This is a genomic window from Maribacter sp. 2-571, assembly GCF_050589625.1.
Classification (GTDB): Bacteria; Bacteroidota; Bacteroidia; order Flavobacteriales; family Flavobacteriaceae; genus Pelagihabitans.
The window spans coordinates 1-18790 of record NZ_JBNGOP010000007.1 but is presented as its reverse complement, the minus strand read 5'-3'; the positions used below and the strand labels follow the sequence as shown (position 1 = coordinate 18790).

16 protein-coding genes are annotated in these 18790 nt (G+C 45.2%); 12 read left to right on the top strand and 4 right to left on the bottom strand.

What is annotated here, in order from left to right; translation table 11 throughout:
• Positions 1–13: 13 nt before the first annotated feature.
• Positions 14–595: a pseudouridine synthase gene (locus ACRD7P_RS06915; RefSeq protein ID WP_430906812.1), complete on the bottom strand. Its 582-nt coding sequence runs from the start codon at positions 593–595 to the stop codon at positions 14–16.
• Between the two features lie 104 nt (positions 596–699).
• Here ACRD7P_RS06915 and ACRD7P_RS06910 point away from each other — a divergent pair, with 104 nt between their 5' ends.
• Positions 700–1458, top strand: a complete 759-nt coding sequence (locus ACRD7P_RS06910; protein ID WP_430906811.1) for an SDR family NAD(P)-dependent oxidoreductase — start codon at positions 700–702, stop codon at positions 1456–1458.
• Between the two features lie 74 nt (positions 1459–1532).
• Here the strand turns inward: ACRD7P_RS06910 and ACRD7P_RS06905 are convergent, their stop codons facing one another.
• Complete coding sequence (locus tag ACRD7P_RS06905) at positions 1533–2282, bottom strand: DeoR/GlpR family DNA-binding transcription regulator (protein ID WP_430906810.1); 750 nt, start codon at positions 2280–2282, stop codon at positions 1533–1535.
• Positions 2283–2476: 194 nt separating this feature from the next.
• Here ACRD7P_RS06905 and ACRD7P_RS06900 point away from each other — a divergent pair, with 194 nt between their 5' ends.
• The 4 genes from ACRD7P_RS06900 to ACRD7P_RS06885 all read left to right on the top strand — a co-directional run bounded on the left by ACRD7P_RS06900 (position 2477) and on the right by ACRD7P_RS06885 (position 9184).
• Positions 2477–5455, top strand: a complete 2979-nt coding sequence (locus ACRD7P_RS06900; protein WP_430906809.1) for a SusC/RagA family TonB-linked outer membrane protein — start codon at positions 2477–2479, stop codon at positions 5453–5455.
• 11 nt (positions 5456–5466) lie between these two features.
• The gene (locus tag ACRD7P_RS06895) at positions 5467–6801 is read left to right on the top strand and encodes a RagB/SusD family nutrient uptake outer membrane protein (protein WP_430906808.1); all 1335 of its coding nucleotides are present in this window, start codon (positions 5467–5469) and stop codon (positions 6799–6801) included.
• 110 nt (positions 6802–6911) lie between these two features.
• Complete coding sequence (locus ACRD7P_RS06890; protein ID WP_430906807.1) at positions 6912–7571, top strand: class I SAM-dependent methyltransferase; 660 nt, start codon at positions 6912–6914, stop codon at positions 7569–7571.
• Positions 7572–7765: 194 nt separating this feature from the next.
• Complete coding sequence (locus ACRD7P_RS06885; protein WP_430906806.1) at positions 7766–9184, top strand: membrane dipeptidase; 1419 nt, start codon at positions 7766–7768, stop codon at positions 9182–9184.
• A 30-nt stretch (positions 9185–9214) separates the two neighbouring features.
• Here ACRD7P_RS06885 and ACRD7P_RS06880 read toward each other — a convergent pair whose 3' ends face one another.
• Positions 9215–10279: an alpha/beta fold hydrolase gene (locus tag ACRD7P_RS06880; RefSeq protein WP_430906805.1), complete on the bottom strand. Its 1065-nt coding sequence runs from the start codon at positions 10277–10279 to the stop codon at positions 9215–9217.
• A 1-nt stretch (position 10280) separates the two neighbouring features.
• The gene (locus tag ACRD7P_RS06875) at positions 10281–10901 is read right to left on the bottom strand and encodes a hypothetical protein (RefSeq protein WP_430906804.1); all 621 of its coding nucleotides are present in this window, start codon (positions 10899–10901) and stop codon (positions 10281–10283) included.
• A 355-nt stretch (positions 10902–11256) separates the two neighbouring features.
• Between ACRD7P_RS06875 and ACRD7P_RS06870 the strand changes: the two genes are divergently transcribed.
• The 7 genes from ACRD7P_RS06870 (at position 11257) to ACRD7P_RS06840 (ending at position 18588) form a co-directional block, all read left to right on the top strand.
• Positions 11257–11997 carry a class I SAM-dependent methyltransferase gene (locus ACRD7P_RS06870; RefSeq protein WP_430906803.1) on the top strand — a complete coding sequence of 247 codons (741 nt, stop codon included), beginning with the start codon at positions 11257–11259 and terminating at the stop codon, positions 11995–11997.
• 14 nt (positions 11998–12011) lie between these two features.
• The gene (locus tag ACRD7P_RS06865; RefSeq protein ID WP_430906802.1) at positions 12012–12578 is read left to right on the top strand and encodes a hypothetical protein; all 567 of its coding nucleotides are present in this window, start codon (positions 12012–12014) and stop codon (positions 12576–12578) included.
• 53 nt (positions 12579–12631) lie between these two features.
• On the top strand, positions 12632–13093 hold the full coding sequence (locus ACRD7P_RS06860; RefSeq protein WP_430906801.1) for a hypothetical protein: 462 nt from the start codon (positions 12632–12634) through the stop codon (positions 13091–13093).
• Between the two features lie 128 nt (positions 13094–13221).
• A complete protein-coding gene (locus ACRD7P_RS06855; RefSeq protein WP_430906800.1) occupies positions 13222–14463 on the top strand; it encodes a PQQ-dependent sugar dehydrogenase in 1242 nt (413 codons plus the stop codon).
• A gap of 435 nt (positions 14464–14898) precedes the next feature.
• Positions 14899–16863 (top strand): hypothetical protein, encoded by a 1965-nt coding sequence (locus ACRD7P_RS06850; RefSeq protein WP_430906799.1) that lies wholly within the window; start codon positions 14899–14901, stop codon positions 16861–16863.
• Between the two features lie 3 nt (positions 16864–16866).
• A complete protein-coding gene (locus tag ACRD7P_RS06845) occupies positions 16867–17703 on the top strand; it encodes a DUF2490 domain-containing protein (RefSeq protein WP_430906798.1) in 837 nt (278 codons plus the stop codon).
• A 33-nt stretch (positions 17704–17736) separates the two neighbouring features.
• Complete coding sequence (locus ACRD7P_RS06840) at positions 17737–18588, top strand: hypothetical protein (RefSeq protein WP_430906797.1); 852 nt, start codon at positions 17737–17739, stop codon at positions 18586–18588.
• Positions 18589–18790 lie beyond the last annotated feature (202 nt).

Below are 18790 nucleotides of genomic sequence, written 5' to 3'. Positions count from 1 at the left end.
CTTCACGTAAAAATCACCCGGAACGTATCGGCAAAACCATGCCCGGCCGCATTCCCGTCAGATATTCGTCCCCGATGCGTACACGAACAAGACGCAAAGTGGGGTAGCCCACGGCCGCCGTCATTTTTCGTACCTGTTTGAACTTGCCCTCTTTTAAAACGATCCTTACCCAAGAACTGGGTCGATGTCTACCGATACGCAATGAGGCATCGGCGTCCACAAAACCCAAAGGAGGCTCCAATACACTCGCGTGGCAGGGTTTCGTAAGGTATTTTTTGCCATTGACCCCGATCGTTACGCCCGTCACCAATTGCGCCACCGCGGCACTGGTAATGCTTCCATCCACTTGGGCATAATACTCTTTTTCGATACCGGAACGGTTAACGGTATCGCTCCATTTACCATCGGTGGTCATGAACAACAGCCCTTCCGACTTCGCGTCCAAACGTCCTACCGGCATAATACCTTTCGGAAATGCATGCAGTACGCCAAGAAAGGTTTTGGTACGTTGTTCTTTTGCGTTGTTCGAATGCAATTGGCTCAACATCCCAAAAGGTTTATAAACCTTGTAATAATACTGTTTTGAACCGTTCATGCGGACAAAAATATAAATTTTGGAACGTATCATTGGCTAAACCGCTTCAATCACGTAAAACCGCAAACAAAGATGGATATATTTGCACCCATACCAGTTGCGCCATGAAATTCGATGTACAAGGAAAAACAATATTGCTTACCGGGGCTTCCGATGGTATCGGAAAAGCGTTGGCAATCTTTTTGATCGGGCAAGGTGCCCGGTTGGCCGTCCATTACCATACCAACGGTGTATCGGCCGAATCGATTGTTGCACGCTGCAGCAATGGTTCCGAAACCTTTCGGGCCGACCTTTCCGACGAAAAAGAAGTATCCGATCTTTTTACGAACGTTGTGGCGCGGTTTAAACGGATCGACACCATGGTATTGAATGCCGGGGTATTTCTCCCGCATAGCGTGAACGGCGGCACCGTGGAATGGTTTCAAACATGGAAACGCACGATGGCCGTCAACCTGGATGCAGTGGGATTGCTGACCAAACTGGGTATCGATCACTTTAAAACGCTTGGGAGAGGGCGATTGATATATCTGGGCAGCCGCGCGGTGTTTCGGGGAGAGACCGAAGCGTATTTGGCCTACGCAGCCTCAAAAGGCGGAATAACCGCTTTGGCGCGAAGTGTCGCCAGATCTTTCGGAAAAGACGGAATCGTTGCCATGGTATTGGCTCCCGGCTTTACCCGAACGGCAATGGCGGAAGCTTTTATCGCCGATCATGGAGAAGAAACGCTGCTGAACGAAATCGCTTTGAAGGAGTTGACCGAACCGGAAGATCTGGCCCCCTTATTGTGCCTGATGTGCAGTGGTGCCATGGACCATGCCACAGGGGCCACCATAGATATGAATGCCGGAAGTCATATCCGATGACCGAAAAGGGAGAACGATCTCAACTTCGGACCCGTTTATGCCATTTAGCATACCATTTCAAAGTAAAAATGGTATTACATGATCTTGATTCCCGCCTTTCTAAAATCGTCCAGTCGGGCGTCCGAAGGTTCCAATTCGGTTATCATTGTAGAAATATCCTTTAGCTCACAAGTTTTATAACGGTTCTGAGAATTTAACTTCTCCGAAATCGTTAGCAGTACGGGATTTTTGGCGGCCTGTACAATCGCCATTTTCACCTGTACACTTTCCCAATCGAACTCGGTGAGCCCATATACCGCATCAACATATCCCGTACCGATAAAACCATAGTCCACCCGTACCTTGGAAAGGTTGTGTATTGCATGTCCACCGGAGGCTATCTGCGATTCCTTGGCCATGGTACCCCCTAACAAAACGACCTCCAGTTTGGGTTTTTTACATAGCTCCATGGCTACGGGGAGACTTAAGGTAAAACAGGTAAGGCTCAAGTTTACCGGTATTGTTCTAGCCAGTTCCAAACAAGTGGTTCCCCCATGGATCAAGATAACGCTACCGTTCTTCAACAGTTTGCATGCCTTTTCCGCAATCCTTGTTTTTTTTGCAATGGCATATATTTCTTTGTTCTGAACGTTTGTATTGGAATACCCTAAGCTGACCGCTCCACCGTGTACTTTTCGAAGCAGCTTGTCGGCATCCAGCTTTATGACGTCCCTTCTTACCGTGTCAACGGAAACGTTCAAAACCTCGGATATATCGGTCAACAATACCCTGTTATGAAGGGCTACTTCGTTTAAAATAATGCGGTGTCGTTCCTCTTTAAGCATAGATGAAAAATAATGGCCGTGAATGGCAAATGTAAAAGAATTATGGTTTTAAGATATAATTATATGCTAGTATTTCGAATTTATGCATTTAAAAATTGCAAAAAATTGCAAGATTTAGAATTTTTATTACTTTTACTGGAAAGGAATCAAGGGATGATACACTTGCTTGATTCTACTAACAAACTCAGAACCTTATGAAAAAAAGCTATTTTGAAAATCAAAAAAAGGCTTCAAAACCATTATTTTTATTGGTTTTTCTGTACTCAGCCTTTCTGTTTGGACAGGAAAAGGAATATTCTTTTTCCGGGGTGACCACTGATAACGGCGATCAATCGCTATTGCCAGGAGTTGCTGTTTTTATCGATAATACCACGTATGGCGGGGTTTCCGACTTCGATGGTAATTATGCCTTTAAAGCCACCCTTGAGCCGGGAACATACACCTTAACATCAAGTTATTTGGGGTATGCCACTAAAAGAAGCGCTATTACCATCGGTGCATCAGATGAAATTGTTACCGACATTGGACTGAACGAAGATCTATTGAGTTTGGACGAGGTGGTCGTAACCGGAACCACGGTAGGGGTGAATAAAAGAACCCTCGGAAATGCCATATCCTCCGTTAAGTCCGAAGATTTGGTCAATAACGGTGCCACGGCAGTGGACCAAGCCATTTCCGGTAAAGTGACCGGGGCTTTGGTACAACAGAACTCAGGTGATCCCGCTGGTGGAATCAGCATACGGCTTAGGGGGCCAAGTACCGTATTGGGAAGCTCCGACCCGCTCTACATTGTTGATGGAATCATTTTCAGTAATTCCAGTAACCAATTGATCGATCTCGGTGGAAATGCCCAAAACCGTTTGGCCGATCTGAATCCGAACGATATCGAACGTATCGAAATCATAAAAGGTGCGGCGGCCGCTGCAATTTATGGATCGCGTGCAAGTAACGGGGTAGTGCAGATCTTTACCAAAAAAGGAAAATCCGGAAAACCGCGTTTTAACTTCGCCACCAATGTAAAGGTTAACGAGCTTCGTAAAAAAATCGATTACAATACCGTACCGCTCGCTTGGGAGGATCCTTTTGACCGAGAAAATCTCGCTACCGTTCCCGTTACACGGTTCGATTATCAGGACGAATTTTTTGGTTCGGGCTTTGGTGTTGAAAACTACTTATCGATGAACGGAGGGAACGAAAACACCTCCTATTTCCTTTCCGCTTCCCATTTAGAGAACGAGGGAATCATCAGAAATACCGATTTCCAACGGATCGGATTCAAAGCGAACCTTACCCAAAAAGCGTCGGACTGGTTAACGGTGAAAGCTGGGCTTAACTATGTTAGGAGTCAGAGCTCCGATATACCGAACGGGGGTATCAACTCCGCTTACGGAGCAATTACCGGATTTATCTTTAGTGATAACTCGGTAAATCCCTTTCCGAATGCATCGGGAGTCTACCCCGTTACCTCATTACTGGTTCCCAGAACCAACCCTATTGAAGCGGTAGATCGTTTTGATTTTGGGCAAAAAGTAAACCGGTTCATAGGAAGTTTGGCATTGGATGCCAAGATTACCGATAAACTGTCCGCCAATTATACTTTGGGGCTAGATTATTTCAATCAGTCCGGGACAGCGTTTATCCCCATTAACAACACCTCCCCGAACGGCAATGGTTTGGCAAGAAGGTCCGACATCAATAACTTCCAGTACAACAGCGATTTGAATTTTTCATACAACACGGATATCAGCGATGCCATTAGCTCTACCACCACGCTGGGCGGTTCATGGCAGTACGAGGAATTTGACCGAATCGCCACCAGTGCCGACGGGTTGCCACCGATCGTACAGATTTCGGAAAGCGGTAGTATTGTGGCACAGGGAGATCGCCGGTCCCAAATCTCCTATTGGGGTTCCTTTTTGCAACAGTCCTTTAGTTATAACGATAAATTGTATATCAATGGGGCCGTGCGCTTGGATGGTGCCTCTACCTTTGGTGAGGACCAACGCAACCAGTTGTACGCCAAAGCGAGTCTTTCCTATATTTTATCGGAAGAGGCATTTTGGGAAGATACCTTTGGTAGTTTTTTCAACACCTTTAAATTACGGGGGTCTTGGGGCCAAGCAGGAAATTTGACCGCCTTATCCGCATTTCAACGCTTTACACTATACGATCCTTCAGCGATCAATGGTACCCCGACCTTGATTCCCAGTAGCCAACAGGGGAACTTGGATGTGGCCCCGGAACGACAGGAAGAAATCGAATTTGGTATCGATGCCGGTTTTTTCAATAATCGTTTGGGAGTAGAGTTTACCTATTACAAACAAGATGTAACCGATTTATTGCTCCCTCGGGAATTGGCCTCTTCTACGGGCTTTAGCACTAGAATAGAAAATGTGGGCAACTTGGAAAACAAAGGTTTGGAACTGTTGCTCAAAGGTGCTCCGATCAAATCGAACGATTTTTCTTGGGACGTTACCGCCACTTACTCTAAAAACGAAAATTTAGTGACCAGTGTCGCGGGCGGTGGGCAACTCTCCCTAGGAGGAAGTTTTTCTACCAGTTTTGTGATCGAGGACCAGCCTCTGGGCGTTTTTTACAGACAGTTTTATGCAAGGGAGGCCGATGGCAGTATTGCCTTGGATGATGACGGATATCCTTTTGCCGGTACTACGGAAGATGGGGAAAGTTCAAAGGTTATCGGAGACCCAAACCCGGAATGGTTCGGTTCATTGATCAATGAATTTCGCTACAAGAACTTGGCACTGCGCGTACAGCTTGATGCGGTACAGGGTTTCGATGTTTTTAATTGGAACAGACGTTTATTGGACAACGTTATCTTTGGAGGGGGATCCAATGTGGGTGAAGAATTAGCAGGCAATCGCCCAAAAGGTTTTGGCGGGGCCCAAGCAGGGATTTTTGAAGAATTCGTAGAGGATGGTTCGTTTGTTAAACTAAGGGAATTGTCCTTGAGCTATACCATCGACGAACCGTTTAAAGGCGTGGATAACGTAAAGCTGAGTCTCATTGGCCGTAATCTTGTTTCATGGGACGATTACAGTGGTTGGGATCCGGAAATCAACACTGCGGGACAAAGTAATGGTGTTCGTGGTTTCGATTTTGCCGGCGTTCCCATTCCAAGAACCTTTCAGGTAGGATTAAACTTTAATTTCTAAAAACGTAAAAGATGAACACATATATCACCACTAAAATAGGTTTTGTATTGCTCGTGCTCCTAACGCTTGGCGCCTGCGAAACCGATTTTGACAATCCCAATGCCGCAACCGACGAGCAAGTGTTTTCTTCTCGGGAAGGAATTTTGGCAGCAGCTGCCGGAATGCAGCAACAGTATTCCACTACTGGATTACGCTTTATCGTGGAAACTCCCGCGGTAACGACAAGAGAGGCGGGAATAACGACTACATTCCAAAACATGATCGAATTGGAAGATGGTGGAACGCCGCTTCCCAACTTTAACTCCAATGTACAGGGGCTTTGGTCGAATTTACTCCGCATCATAAGCGTTTCGGAAAACATTGAGAACAACGTGGCTTCCATACCGCTTGAGGCCGGTACGCAAAGTGGACTTTTGGCCCATGCCAAATTGTTTAAAGCATTGGCGATAGGAGGGATGGCCATGAATTATGAGCAGGTTGTATTAGAGACCAATAATGATAACAATGCCGCCTTTGTAACCAGGGATGCCGCCTTTGATGCCGCTTTAGGGTTCTTATCCGAAGCAAAGGCCGCGATAATGGCGACTCCACCATCGGAAGAATTCACCAATGTGGTAACCTTGGGAAATATCGACCTTTTGAATACCATCAACGCCATGTTGGCGAGATACAATTTAATAAGGGGAAATTATGATGCCGCTATCGCCAATGCATCGGAAGTAGATCAGGCATCGACCTCTACTTTCGTTTATGACACCCAAAACTTGAATCCCGTTTGGAACAGGGTATTTTTGAACGATGCACCAAATTTCAAACCGCGTGATAATTTTGGGCTTCCAACAGAACTGGCCCTCGATGCAGCGGACGGTAGAATAGCCTTTTATCTGGTCCCTTTGGAGGAGACCAATCAAAATGGGCTTCCTATAGAAGACCTCGCCGGTTTTTTTAATGTGAATACAGGCCCTATACCGGCATACATACCGGATGAAATGAACCTGATTATTGCCGAAGCCCACCTCAGAAAGGGGACTCCGGACATTACCGCCGCAATCGAGGCCATCAACCTGGTCAGGACCGATACGGACGATCCATTAGGAGTAAATGCAGCGTTGGCGGATTATAGTGGCGATACCTCCGTAGCGGCCCTATTGGACGAGGTATATATCAACAGAAGGGCTGAACTTTTCCTTTCCGGCTTGAGCCTTGAGGATAGTAGACGTTTTGGAAGACCGGAACCTAGCGGGGAAATCAAAAATTTTGAAGAGGAGAGAAATCGAAACTTTTATCCCTATCCCGATCTGGAACGGAACAGCAACCCGAATACACCGGAGGATCCCGCGATTTAAGAAATATTGTTTGAGTTAGTTGTAAAGACCCGCAATTTTAAGAGGTTGCGGGTCTTTTTTATAAACCTTTCCCAACGTCGACCTCTCCAGGGCGACCTAAACCAAAAAACATGGATTTCTCCGTACAGGACTCGTGGCACACCAATGCGCAAGAGTGGATAAAGCTTATTGATGGACAAAAAATCGGTTCAAGAACATTCACGAACAAGGCCATTATGGAGCTATTACAAAACCAACCTGGCAAGAGGGTCCTCGATATGGGCTGTGGCGAAGGATGGTTGACCAGAAGTCTTACCAAAATGGGGAAGACCGCCATCGGTGTCGATGCTACGGAAACCCTATTGGCAAATGCGCGCACAAAAGGATCGGAAACCTTTCTGAACCTGTCCTATGAAGACATTGGCAAGGGCAAGGCCATTATCGGAGCGCCTTTTGATCTAGCAGTTTTTAATTTTAGTATTTACCAAAAAGACGGGCTCGATGTATTGTTGCGGAACGTTAAACGCACATTGAACGGAAAAGGAAGGATTATCATACAAACCCTTCACCCAATGCTACTGTTAAATCTTGGTTTGGCCTATGAAAGTCAGCTCATGCACGATTCTTGGGCGGGGCTACCCGGTAATTTCGTAAATGGGCATAGTTGGTACGCGCGTACCTTTGAGGGCTGGTCGCATACGATCGCGGCCGCTGGCATGCAAATTATCCGCTTGCACGAGGTGAACGATACCTCACAAAAACCGGTTTCCTTGATTTTGGAAATTGGTTGATACACAGTGCCTTGATATCTTGTTTTCCCGAATTCTCATTTTTACAGTGGTCTTTCACTGGTACCACGACTGCTGTAGACACCGCTACACTGTCATTTCAATAAAAAGAAAAACCTAGGAAGATTCTGTCAACCCGGTGCTCATAATTCGTTATTTTTGGATAGGTCGTTATTCCGAAACGTAAAAGCGCCAACATGTCCAAGAAAAACCGCTACATCGATTTACACTGTCACCCGGCTTTAAAGCCCTTTGGGAAAAGTTTTGATTCCTCCAAGACCCAAAAACGAAACAGCCCCAACCGAATGCGTAAAAATAGTATCTATCATCGTAAGGGCGTAACGCCTTTACGAAAGAAGATCAATAACCTATTGACGCTTACAAAGTTCACACAGGCCGATTTGACCTCGGTACATCGGGGGGAATTGCGAATACTTGTGGTATCGCTTTATCCTTTGGAGAAAAAAATGGTCATGAACCGGGATGGGGTAAGCGGTTTTGGAAAATTACTCCGGAATTTGACCACCGGTATCGGCTTGAAACGTATCGAGCATCTTCAAAAAATGAAGGACTATTTTACCGATCTTGAGGACGAATACCATTTTTACGAAGCTTTGGACAACATTCCGGTCACCGTTGACCGTAAAAAAGTACGATACAAAATGGTTGCCTCTTTCAAAGAGATAGAGGAATGGGAAGAAGATGACATCCCTACCGTTTTTATTATTATCAGTATAGAAGGGTGCCATGTATTTAACACTGGACTGCAACTTGCAGGAAGGGAAAAGGCCGATCCAGTAGAAGTACTTGCAAATATCGAAAAAGTAAAAAAATGGCGGTATCCACCTTTTTTTGTCGGACTTGCCCATCATTTTGAAAACGAGTTGTGCGGCCATGCCAAAAGCATGGGAGGTCTCGTTGCCAGAGTATTGAAGCAAATAGTGGATGAAACCAAGGGCATTACTCCTTTGGGAACAAAAGTAATCGATGCCCTATTGGAAACCGACCGAGGTCCCCGGATCTTCATCGATTTAAAGCATATGAACGTTACGTCGCGGTATGAGTATTATGAATACATAAAAGAACGCTACAACGGCTCCATTCCCTTTATTGTAAGCCATGGGGCCGTTAACGGAATCAACAACCCGATCGATAACAATCGGGTAGACCCAAGTTTTAATGACGCTACCATTAATTTTTATGATGACGAGGTTTTTCGAATCGCTCGTTCGGGCGGTATTTTCGGGATTCAACTTGACGAACGCAGAATCGCCCATAAAAAGGTCATGGGCCTTTTGGCGGGCCGTAACAAAAGTGCCAAACTGATATGGTTACAGATCGAACATATGGCGACCTATTTGGATCTATTGGGGCTCGATGCATGGAACATACAGTGCCTGGGTACCGATTTTGACGGCATTATCGATCCGCTACCGGGATTCTGGACCGCAAAGGACTTGGATAAACTCCCTAAGTTTTTGGAAGATCATGCCAACGATTTCTTAGCTAGTGAACGAGGTTTGCAGTTGAAACCAAAAAATAAGCTGACAGCAAAAAAAATCGTAGCTAAATTTATGTTCGATAATGCGCAAACGTTCCTGAAAAAACACTTTTGATAAAAGTTTTTTTTTCCGTCCGGCCAATAGCTATTTGTTTTGTTCGATAAACGCGATGACCTTGTTTGCGAACAAATTTGGTTCCGTAAACATGGGCCCGTGTCCGGATTCCTGAAAAATCACCAATTCCTTTACCTCAGAACCGAAAGTATTGAACGCCTCCTCCGCATATACGGGGGGCACCACCATATCGTGCTCGCCCCAAAGCACCAAGGAGGGAATGGTAATCTCGTTCAATCGGTCCGAGAAAGATAGGTTTTCAAATATCCCTTGGTCGTCCACCAATATAGAAGCGGTCTGCGCCCCGCTCCAAACAGTGGTGAGCGGATTGTTCTTAAATAGTCCCGTTACCGTCAATTCCCCCAAAATGTCGTTGTCGATACTTTTGATAACGTCATCTTCCTCCAGTTTTCCTTCGGCCACGAAGGCTTCCCTGTTCATGGTATAAAAATCATCGATTTCAAAGCGAAGGGTATCTATGGCGTTGATTTTTTCTTGCACACCTTCCCAATAACCGACCGTATTTCCCAGTCGAATTTGCTCGTCCGCAACGCGCCGAAAATTTTTGGGATACTCGGTGTAAATGCCCTTGGCGTTATGCGCTCCGGCCACGTCGATCCATCCTTCAAAAGCATCTTGATTTTCTAGGAGCACGGCAGTTCCGAGCGTACCTCCCCAACTATGGCCCATTAGAAAAAACTTGGAATCATCTCCATATTTGTACCGTATCGTTTTTACCAAAGCCATTACATCTTCCGCCATAAGGTCTACCGAAATATCCTCCTCGGAGTAGTTTCCTTGGGACATTCCAGATCCGCGTTGATCAAAATAGACCACACTGCATACTTTTTCGATTTCGCTCCTTATCGTTCCGGCCCTATATACAAGGCCATCGCCACCCGGTCCTCCATGTAGGATAATCAAGAACACTCTTTCCGAGGCGTTTCCGTAAAGATGCGCGGGCATGTCGGCGCCTTTATGCCGTACATATAGGGTATCGCTAAGGTCATCCAAATCGTCCTGAGAACAGGAAGTCAAAAGCATAAGAAGGAAAAGAATCGGCAAGCAAAGCTTGTGAAGTAAGGTCGTATTCATATCATGGCTTCTTTTTAAATTTAAAACGGTATCCGTACTCAATGGCGATGGCCGGTAAAAAATCGGCGTTATAGGGGGTTCTTATCGTGTAGGTAACATTCAAATACCTTCCACTAAGTTTTTTGTTGTCCCTTCGTTTCCCGAGCCCAAAGGAAATACTGGGGGCATAATAGCTGCGCCCGGGCAAAAATACTTTTCTTACATCATCGCCATTTACTTCATAAGTGTCCGGTAAAAAGGAACGATAATACCCTAAAGGATTAACCTGTACCTGTAGTTGTTTCCCTTTGGCGTTGGTTCTCCTCCATGTAATCCCATAGTTGGTAAACAGTCCGAATTCGGCTCGGGGATCCCAGCTGAAACCTAAGGTACCATTTGCCAACCATTGTTTTGTAATTATTTTGGTTCTCCGTTTTTTTTCTTTGGTTCGGGTTTTTTGTTGGAGCAGATATTCCGCACCAAAGGCTAGGCCCGGATTCCAATAAAAATTACCAAAATAACCGGCCCTAAACTCGGTACGTTCTAAAAAGGGTGTAGCAAGGGTATCACGAACGGTAGCTGCGCGTTGGGAGTAGAGCGTTCCAGCAAATAGAGATAAGCAGAACAGTAGTTGTTTTGGCATAACACTTGGTTTGTGCCAAGAAAAATAGTCGGAAAAAAAGGAACCATCTTACGGATTATGATATCCTTAATGCTTTTTTATGACTTTTTAAGATTGTACCCGCGCCTGCGCTTTGTTCGGAACTATATAAACCGGCCGTAGTGCCCTTATGCGGGCATTATTGAAAATTAATGTTTCAAAATATAATCTTGGCGGTAAACGACAGCGCTTAAGCAAATTCAATACCCGCATGTTAGCACTTTTGTATCAAGGGACGGTTTTTACATTTTATAACGAACTATGGGCGCATGCCATTTCAAAGTTAAAATGGTAGTACCTAAAGTGAGATTTGGTATCTTCAAGTAAAAATTAACAGGTGGGTACTATCCGAAGTAGAAAGTTGAAGCAAAAGGGATGCCTGATTCTCCTTTTACTCCTTGCAGTTACCAGTTCCGGACAAGAGTCGTCGGCCCCGGAACGATACCACTACGAAAAAGGCGACAGTAACGGCATAGGTAAATGGTATATGGGTAGAGAAATCGCCCATGTAATGGGATTTCAGGGCATCGGTTGGCTGGAACGACCGGAACGGGAGCGCGAAGAACATACCGAACAATTATTGGAGTATATGGAAATACAGCCGGAAGATCGTATTGCCGATATCGGTGCGGGTTCCGGTTATCACGTGTTCAAGATCGCTGCCTTGGCCACAAAGGGAACCGTTTTTGCGGTGGATATCCAAGACGAAATGTTGGTAGCCCTACGCGAAAAGAAAACGGCTGGCGCTAATAAAAACGTTTCTGTGCTAAAAGGGGCCGAAAAGGCGGTACAGCTTTCGGAAAATTCGGTAGATAAGGTACTAATGGTCGATGTTTACCATGAATTTGCATTTCCGTTTGAGATGGTCGCTTCCATAAAGCGGGCATTGCGACCCGAAGGAAAACTTTATCTGATCGAATACCGAGGAGAAGACGATTCCGTACCGATCAAAAAACTTCATAAAATGACCGAGGAACAGGCTACAAGGGAAATGGAGGCCGCAGGTTTTGAACTCTTGAAAAACCATGATGGATTGCCTTGGCAGCATTGTATGGTGTTCGGTGTAAAACAAGAATAAAATACGAATCCAAGATGAAACTTATCGAGAAAAACTGGGTGACGGCCGGCTATCGGTCCTTTTCTTTGGAAGGCCCTAATGGCTTGATCATAGAACGTTTGTCCCGAACAACGGGTAAAAACAAGTCTTCCTTTTACCACTTTTTTGCCGATGTCACCATTTTTACGGATGTATTGTTGGACTTTCATCTCAAACAAGTTGCCCTATTAGCGGAGAAAGAATCGAAATGTCGGAACCTAGAGGAATTCATTTCCATTCTTACGGAACATCGAACAGATTTATTGTTCAACAGGCAATTACGCATATACAGGTCCAATACCTCCTTTGAATCCTGCTTTTCTAAATCCTATGAGATCGCATTGCCCTCCATGCTTCCGATTTGGGCGTTGGTCATCGGTTTAACGGAAAACTCCCGTTTGGCCGAAATGGTGCTTCGTCTTAGCATAGAGAACTTCTATCTACAAATAACGCCCGAAAACTTAAACCCAGAATGGTTGTATGCCTATTTCGATTCGATTAAAAAAATGGTGGAAGGTTTTAAACAAGGTAGCATGACACCTCGTTTGGACGGTAGCGTCTAAAATTCAAGACGGCTTTTGAGTAATCTTGTGACATCATTTATAATACAAGTATTATGACACAAGTATTGAAAGCTTTTGGAAACAAACTGACTACCAAAAAATTCCACAAACTTTGGCTAAAGGTTACCGCAATAATAGTCGGTAGTTTTGGTCCTATATTCTTCCTGGGAACAATGCCCGAGTTTTCTATGGCAGCAAGTTGGACCATGGATCTTTTGAGCTGGCCCGTAGACGGAAAACAAGATTTTTTGGACCCGACTACCCGCTTTCTTTCCGCACTCACCGGTGGCTTTTTATTCGGATGGGGGATTATGATATGGTATTTATCCGTTTGGGTCTATGACAAGGCCCCGGAACCTGTTCGGAAAAGTGTTGTTGTCGGTATTTTGGCCTGGTTCGTTTTGGACAGTGCCGGTTCCATCGCTTCCGGGAATACCAGTAACCTGTTTTTTAATAGCTTCATTGCGTGCCTGGCCATAGGCCCTTTATGGAGCAAGACGCATGTTCGGGACTGAAGGCGTATCAAAAATTTCAAATAAGGGGATTCCGCTTTTTTACTATTTTTTTCCGGGAAATCGGGCGCTACTTTTCTTTTAAGAATAGTTATCTTGCGGATAGGCTAAAAAACTAAAAAACACCTCCAATGTCAGGTTCTATATCAACTATAAAAAACAGTAGAAACCAAATCTACCTTCGTTGTTTTTTTGCACTTTCTTTGTCCATATTCTTTTATTCTTGTAAAGAACGGTCAACGGACGGTGTTGAAAGCAAGCCCGACGATACTCCTTTGGTAGCATACGATGAAGTGCCTTCCCTATTACCTATTGAACGGCTAAAATTACCGGAAGGTTTTAAAATAGAAGTCTATGCCGACAGTATCGAGGGGGCACGGTCTATGGCCATGGGCGACAACGGAACCTTGTTTGTGGGTACCCGAAATGAAAATAAGGTATACGCCATACAAGACCGGGACAAGGACTTTAGGGCGGATAAGGTGGTTGTGGTCGATACGGGACTCTATGCGCCCAATGGCATTGCCTATAAAAACGGCGCCCTATACGTTGCCGAAGTCAACCGCTTATTGCGTTACGATTCCATCGAGTCCCGTTTGGGACAATTTCCACCTGCACCAGAGGTACTTTACGATGATTATCCCGATGCATTTCATCATGGATGGAAATATATTGCCTTTGGCCCTGACGATAAGCTTTATGTTCCGGTAGGAGCGCCCTGCAACATTTGTGATTCCACGGCCAAGGATGAACGATTCGCGACCATTACCAGAATGGATAGCAATGGTAAAAACCGGGAAATTTATGCCAATGGGGTCCGCAATTCTGTCGGATTCACCTGGCACCCGAAAACAAAGGAATTTTATTTTACGGATAACGGACGCGACATGTTGGGCGATGATACCCCACCTTGTGAGCTTAATAGAGTGACCGAAGCGGGACAACACTTTGGGTATCCGTTTTGCCATGGCGGCACTGTAAAAGATCCCGAATTTGGCGATCAACGGCCATGTTCTGATTTTAAGGGGCCTTTTCAGGCCTTGGGGGCACATGTAGCGCCCTTAGCGGTCAAATTTTATACGGGCGGTATGTTTCCCGAAAAGTATAAGGATTATGCTTTTATTGCGGAACATGGCTCATGGAACCGTTCCAAAAAGGTAGGATACAAAATTAGCTTGGTCCAACTTGTCGATAACAAGGCGGTGGCGTATGAAACCTTTTTGGACGGATGGCTGGACGAAAGCGAGCAAGAAGCCTTTGGAAGACCAGTAGACCTTTTATTCCTGGAAGATGGGTCCCTCTTGATTTCCGATGATCATGGAGATGCCATTTACAGGGTAACCTATACCGCTCCCGCAGTGGCCGTTCGCTGACCCAAAAACGTACTTTTGCATTGGTCACAAGCGTTGGTTAAAACGGTGCATTTCAGTGCAGGACTTCCTATCGAATACCTAGAGCTACAAACCTTCAACAACTTGGCAATCGTACAAAACAGTCTGCAATTTTTGTGGATAAAACAATACCGTCAACTGTTTACGGCTACTTCATTACCAATTGTTGAAAAAGGATGAAGTTCTTTTCCAATAAACATATTCCTGTGAAATGTATCGTGGTTTAGTTTCGATTGCGCCAACACATCAAAATTGAAGGTTATTGCATCGCTTTCGCAAAAAAACCTTGCTTCTTTGATATAATACCATAAGGTATTTAGGTTATTTTAAAAAAAGTAGCTGTTTGCGACATCCAAAACACTTTAATTTTTCGTACAATAGCTCGTAACTATAGATATAAATCGCTTTTTTTGCCGAATGATTTTCTTTCGCCTTTTTTTACGGACTTTCGCCATCCTCTTCATTGCACTGATCGGTGTACCGAACGCACTTCATGCGCAACAGCAAACCTATAAGGGACCTTACAAAATAGGGAAGTATCAAGGGGATGCCACCTACGAATACTTGTTGAAAGATGGGGATACGATATTCGATGGTGCGTTTCAGGTTCAAAAATCGGACCTAGAAGCGTTATTGGAAAAGGAAGACTCCTCTTTTGGTTTTTTTGGTGCCTTTAAAAATGGGTATGCATCCGACACCTGGCAATTTCGGTTCGGTTCGTTCCGTTCCGGAAGCGAATCCGAGGTCGTCAATTATCAATATCGTGTCAACATCAACGGATTGGAAGAAGAAATCGTAGGGAAAATGGTTTCGGGAAAACCCAATGGCCCTTGGACGATTACGGTCAACCGTATTGAAAATTCAAAAGTGGCCCAAACCGCTTTTAAAAGTAAAATCGACTTTGAAAATGGCATTTCTACCGGAAGTTTCCGGGTCGAGAACGAACAACTGGCGTTGGTAGGACGCTTTCTTAGAAATGGGATGGCGCATGACGAATGGACCATTTATGGAAGCGGTGATGACGAAAATGAAGAAAATTGGTTTTTTAAAGAAGGAATACTGGAAAGTGTCCGTTTTAAGGACGCCAATGGAATGGAAAGAGTGCTGCGTTTTGATGGAAATAAAAACGTAACGCTAAAAGTGCTTCCACTGGACAAAGGATACCTTAACGTACTTGAAGTGATGGCACCAACTGCGGACTCTACCGTTTTGGCAAAAAGCGGGCTACCGGGACTATTACTTCAAAACGGTGGATTCTACCGTCGTGTGGACACGATACTGCGTACCTTGGGAACGACTGATTTTTATCCGAAATGGTATGCGAAATTGCCGTATTACGGGTTAACGGAGGTTGAAGAGAAAATGTTGGCAGCCATTAAAGAGCGCTCCATAGCGGCAAAGACAATAAGTGATCGATTGCTCAACGATTCCCGTGTAATCCTTTTAAAACGTTCCGATGACGCCGTTGACTATGATTTTGCGGTAGTAAGGGCAATTTCCGAGCATTGGCTTCCCGCGCTGGACCAATTGCGTCACTATCAAGAACAGGGCGTTGTAGGCTTTATGGAAAGAAAACGACTGCTCGCGGCCTTGTTTCCCTCCGATCCACCTTCCGTCCCCATAAACATTAGTGCCTATCGGGATAGTAGCGCTACCAAAACTACTTTTGCACTGGGCGCCAAAACGGGTTATACGGGTACTGTAGCCACCTTGTCCGAATTGGATCCGATGTCGCGCTATGCCTTGGAGAGTTTGCGCACCATCGACGACCGAATCCGAAAAAAACTGGGCCGGGACGATAATCGGGACGCGCTCCAGGATGTAGAGGCGGAACTGGTCGATTGGAACGAGAAAATACAACGGTATATCGATTCGCTGGGCAATCGACCACCAAAAGAGCACCGAAAGGCGCTTGCGGCAATACAGGAATTCGGGGACAAACAGCTTTCCGATTATGTGGCGCTGACCGATTCTGAAAATAAACAAGCGACCGCCAGAAGCTTGGCCGTGTGCTTTAAAAAACTCTACCGATTGAGCAGAGAAGTAGGTTTGCTAGAACAACGATCGGATAGCATCAAAAAACATTACTCTGACGGGGTATGGAATCCTTTTGTGGCCGTGGTCATGGAAGAAAACGTTAAAAAGCGTATTACCAGTGCCTATAACAACGTATTGACCCCCCACTTTCTAGACCGCGTACAAAACGGTTTGGACTGCGAAAGGCTGCCGAAGCTCTTGCTTTTGATGGAGCGCACCTATCAACGGATGTTCGCCCTGCGGGACGAGGATACCAAAAAGTTGGAACGTAAACTAAGGAGAGCGGATGATGCCTTGGAAGTACTGCGACTGTTCAATATCGAAAACCCGGTAATCGAGAAATAGCCTATGAGACCAAAACATCCCTCAAAGACTGCACGGCTATTTTTCCTGATCGTACTTGGCACCTTTTTTATATCGGTAGCCCAGGAAACAGAAAAGCAAGAATTGCCTCTGGAATCGAAATATAAAGACCCTTCGACCAGGGTATGGTTCAACACCTATGGGAACATTCGGATCTCCAAAAGACTTTTTTGGGACGCCCAAACCCACTTTAGATTTCAAGAAACGGGCAGTACGCCCTACATGGGACAGATTGCCCAAATTTACAACCGGCATGCCATTGGATACATCTATTCCAAAAAATTCAATGCGAGTTTGGGTGGGGTAGTGCGCATCAATTTCAACACCGACCCGGAATCTCCAGATCGGAACGTGGTACCGGAATGGCGGATATGGCACCAGTATCAGTTCGCACTGCCATTGGGAAGTTGTATGATCTACCATAGATTGCGTATCGAACACCGGTGGACACAATCGTTTGTGGAAAATTCCGATTATATTTTCAGAAATCGATGGCGCTATATGTTTCGTATGAAGGTGCCGCTGAACAACCATAAGTTAAAGCCAAAAACCTTTTATGTGTCCCCGGAAGCAGAGCTGATTATGCAAAGCGGAAAAGCGGTAGTGGCCAGTCCTATGGAAGACCTCCGTTTGACCACCACATTAGGGTACATTGCCACCCCGCGTTTATCGTTCGCCGCTGGAATGATGTATTCCCAAGGACAACAGCTGGAAAACGGTGGCATATACAAGCAGAGTTGGACCATGCGCTTTCACATGTACTTTTCGCCGGACTTTAGAAAGGTTAAAAATAAGCTTCCCGAAATCCATTTCGATGATTGATTCGTAGATACCCATGTTAAACATGCAATTCTGATGAAGTCGAAGAAATTTATCCCTTATCTTTTGTTGGCCCTTATGACCGGTATCGCGCTTTGGTACCGTCACCAGACGATAGATTTGAACAAACAGCTTGCCACCACCAATACACAACATACCGAGGTGACGGAACAATTGAACCAATACCAAGAATTGGTGGATATCGATTCGCTATTGGTCGCCGGAGCCTATGATGATGCCGTTGCATCCTACGAAAAAACCTTACAGGGTACCGAAAACAAGATGGCCGTTTCATTGCGTATTGCCTTGGCCGAAAAGCTTCGGAATACGGAAAGCAAAAGCCATTTCGTGTCCAGCGCCATGGAAAGTGAAATGGACAGTCTTCCGATAACGGAGGAAAATCATATGAAAGATACCCGTAAATTGGACAGCATCCAGTTCATACTGGAAAAGACCGAAGTAAAACTAGGGCGTTTGCAACGTCAGCTACGCCAAAAGTCCTTTGGGGAGTATTTGCAGTTTAAAAGTAAGAAAGGGGCTTGGATCCATTATGTAGGTCAGGTGAAAAACGGCAAGGCCAACGGTCACGGTATTGCACTTTTAGATACCGGCAGCAGATACGAAGGGCAATGGAGCGATAACCAGCGACATGGTGAAGGAACCTTCTACTGGGCAGATGGCCAATATTACGTGGGAAACTATGAAAATGACCAACGCAATGGACAGGGTACCTACTACTGGCCGAACGGAGAAAAATATGCCGGGGAATGGAAAGAAGACAAGCGAAGTGGAACCGGACAGTTTTTTGGTAGCGATGGGGATATCGTAGCCAAAGGCAAATGGAACGACGATAAATTGGTTGAAGCCGCGAAAAAACCTAGAAAGTAAATAACCTCGGGTCAAGCCCACGAGGCATTAGAACGAAAATTACCATTGATTTACACGCAAAGGTCGGAGCATTTTAAATCTCGATTATCGAGTAAGCCGCAGTACGGCATTTCTGGAAAGGGTAGCTAGGGCGTGTTAACACTAATTGCATCGAAAATCAGGGCGATATAGATAAAGGCCGTGAACATGACGTCGAGTTTGT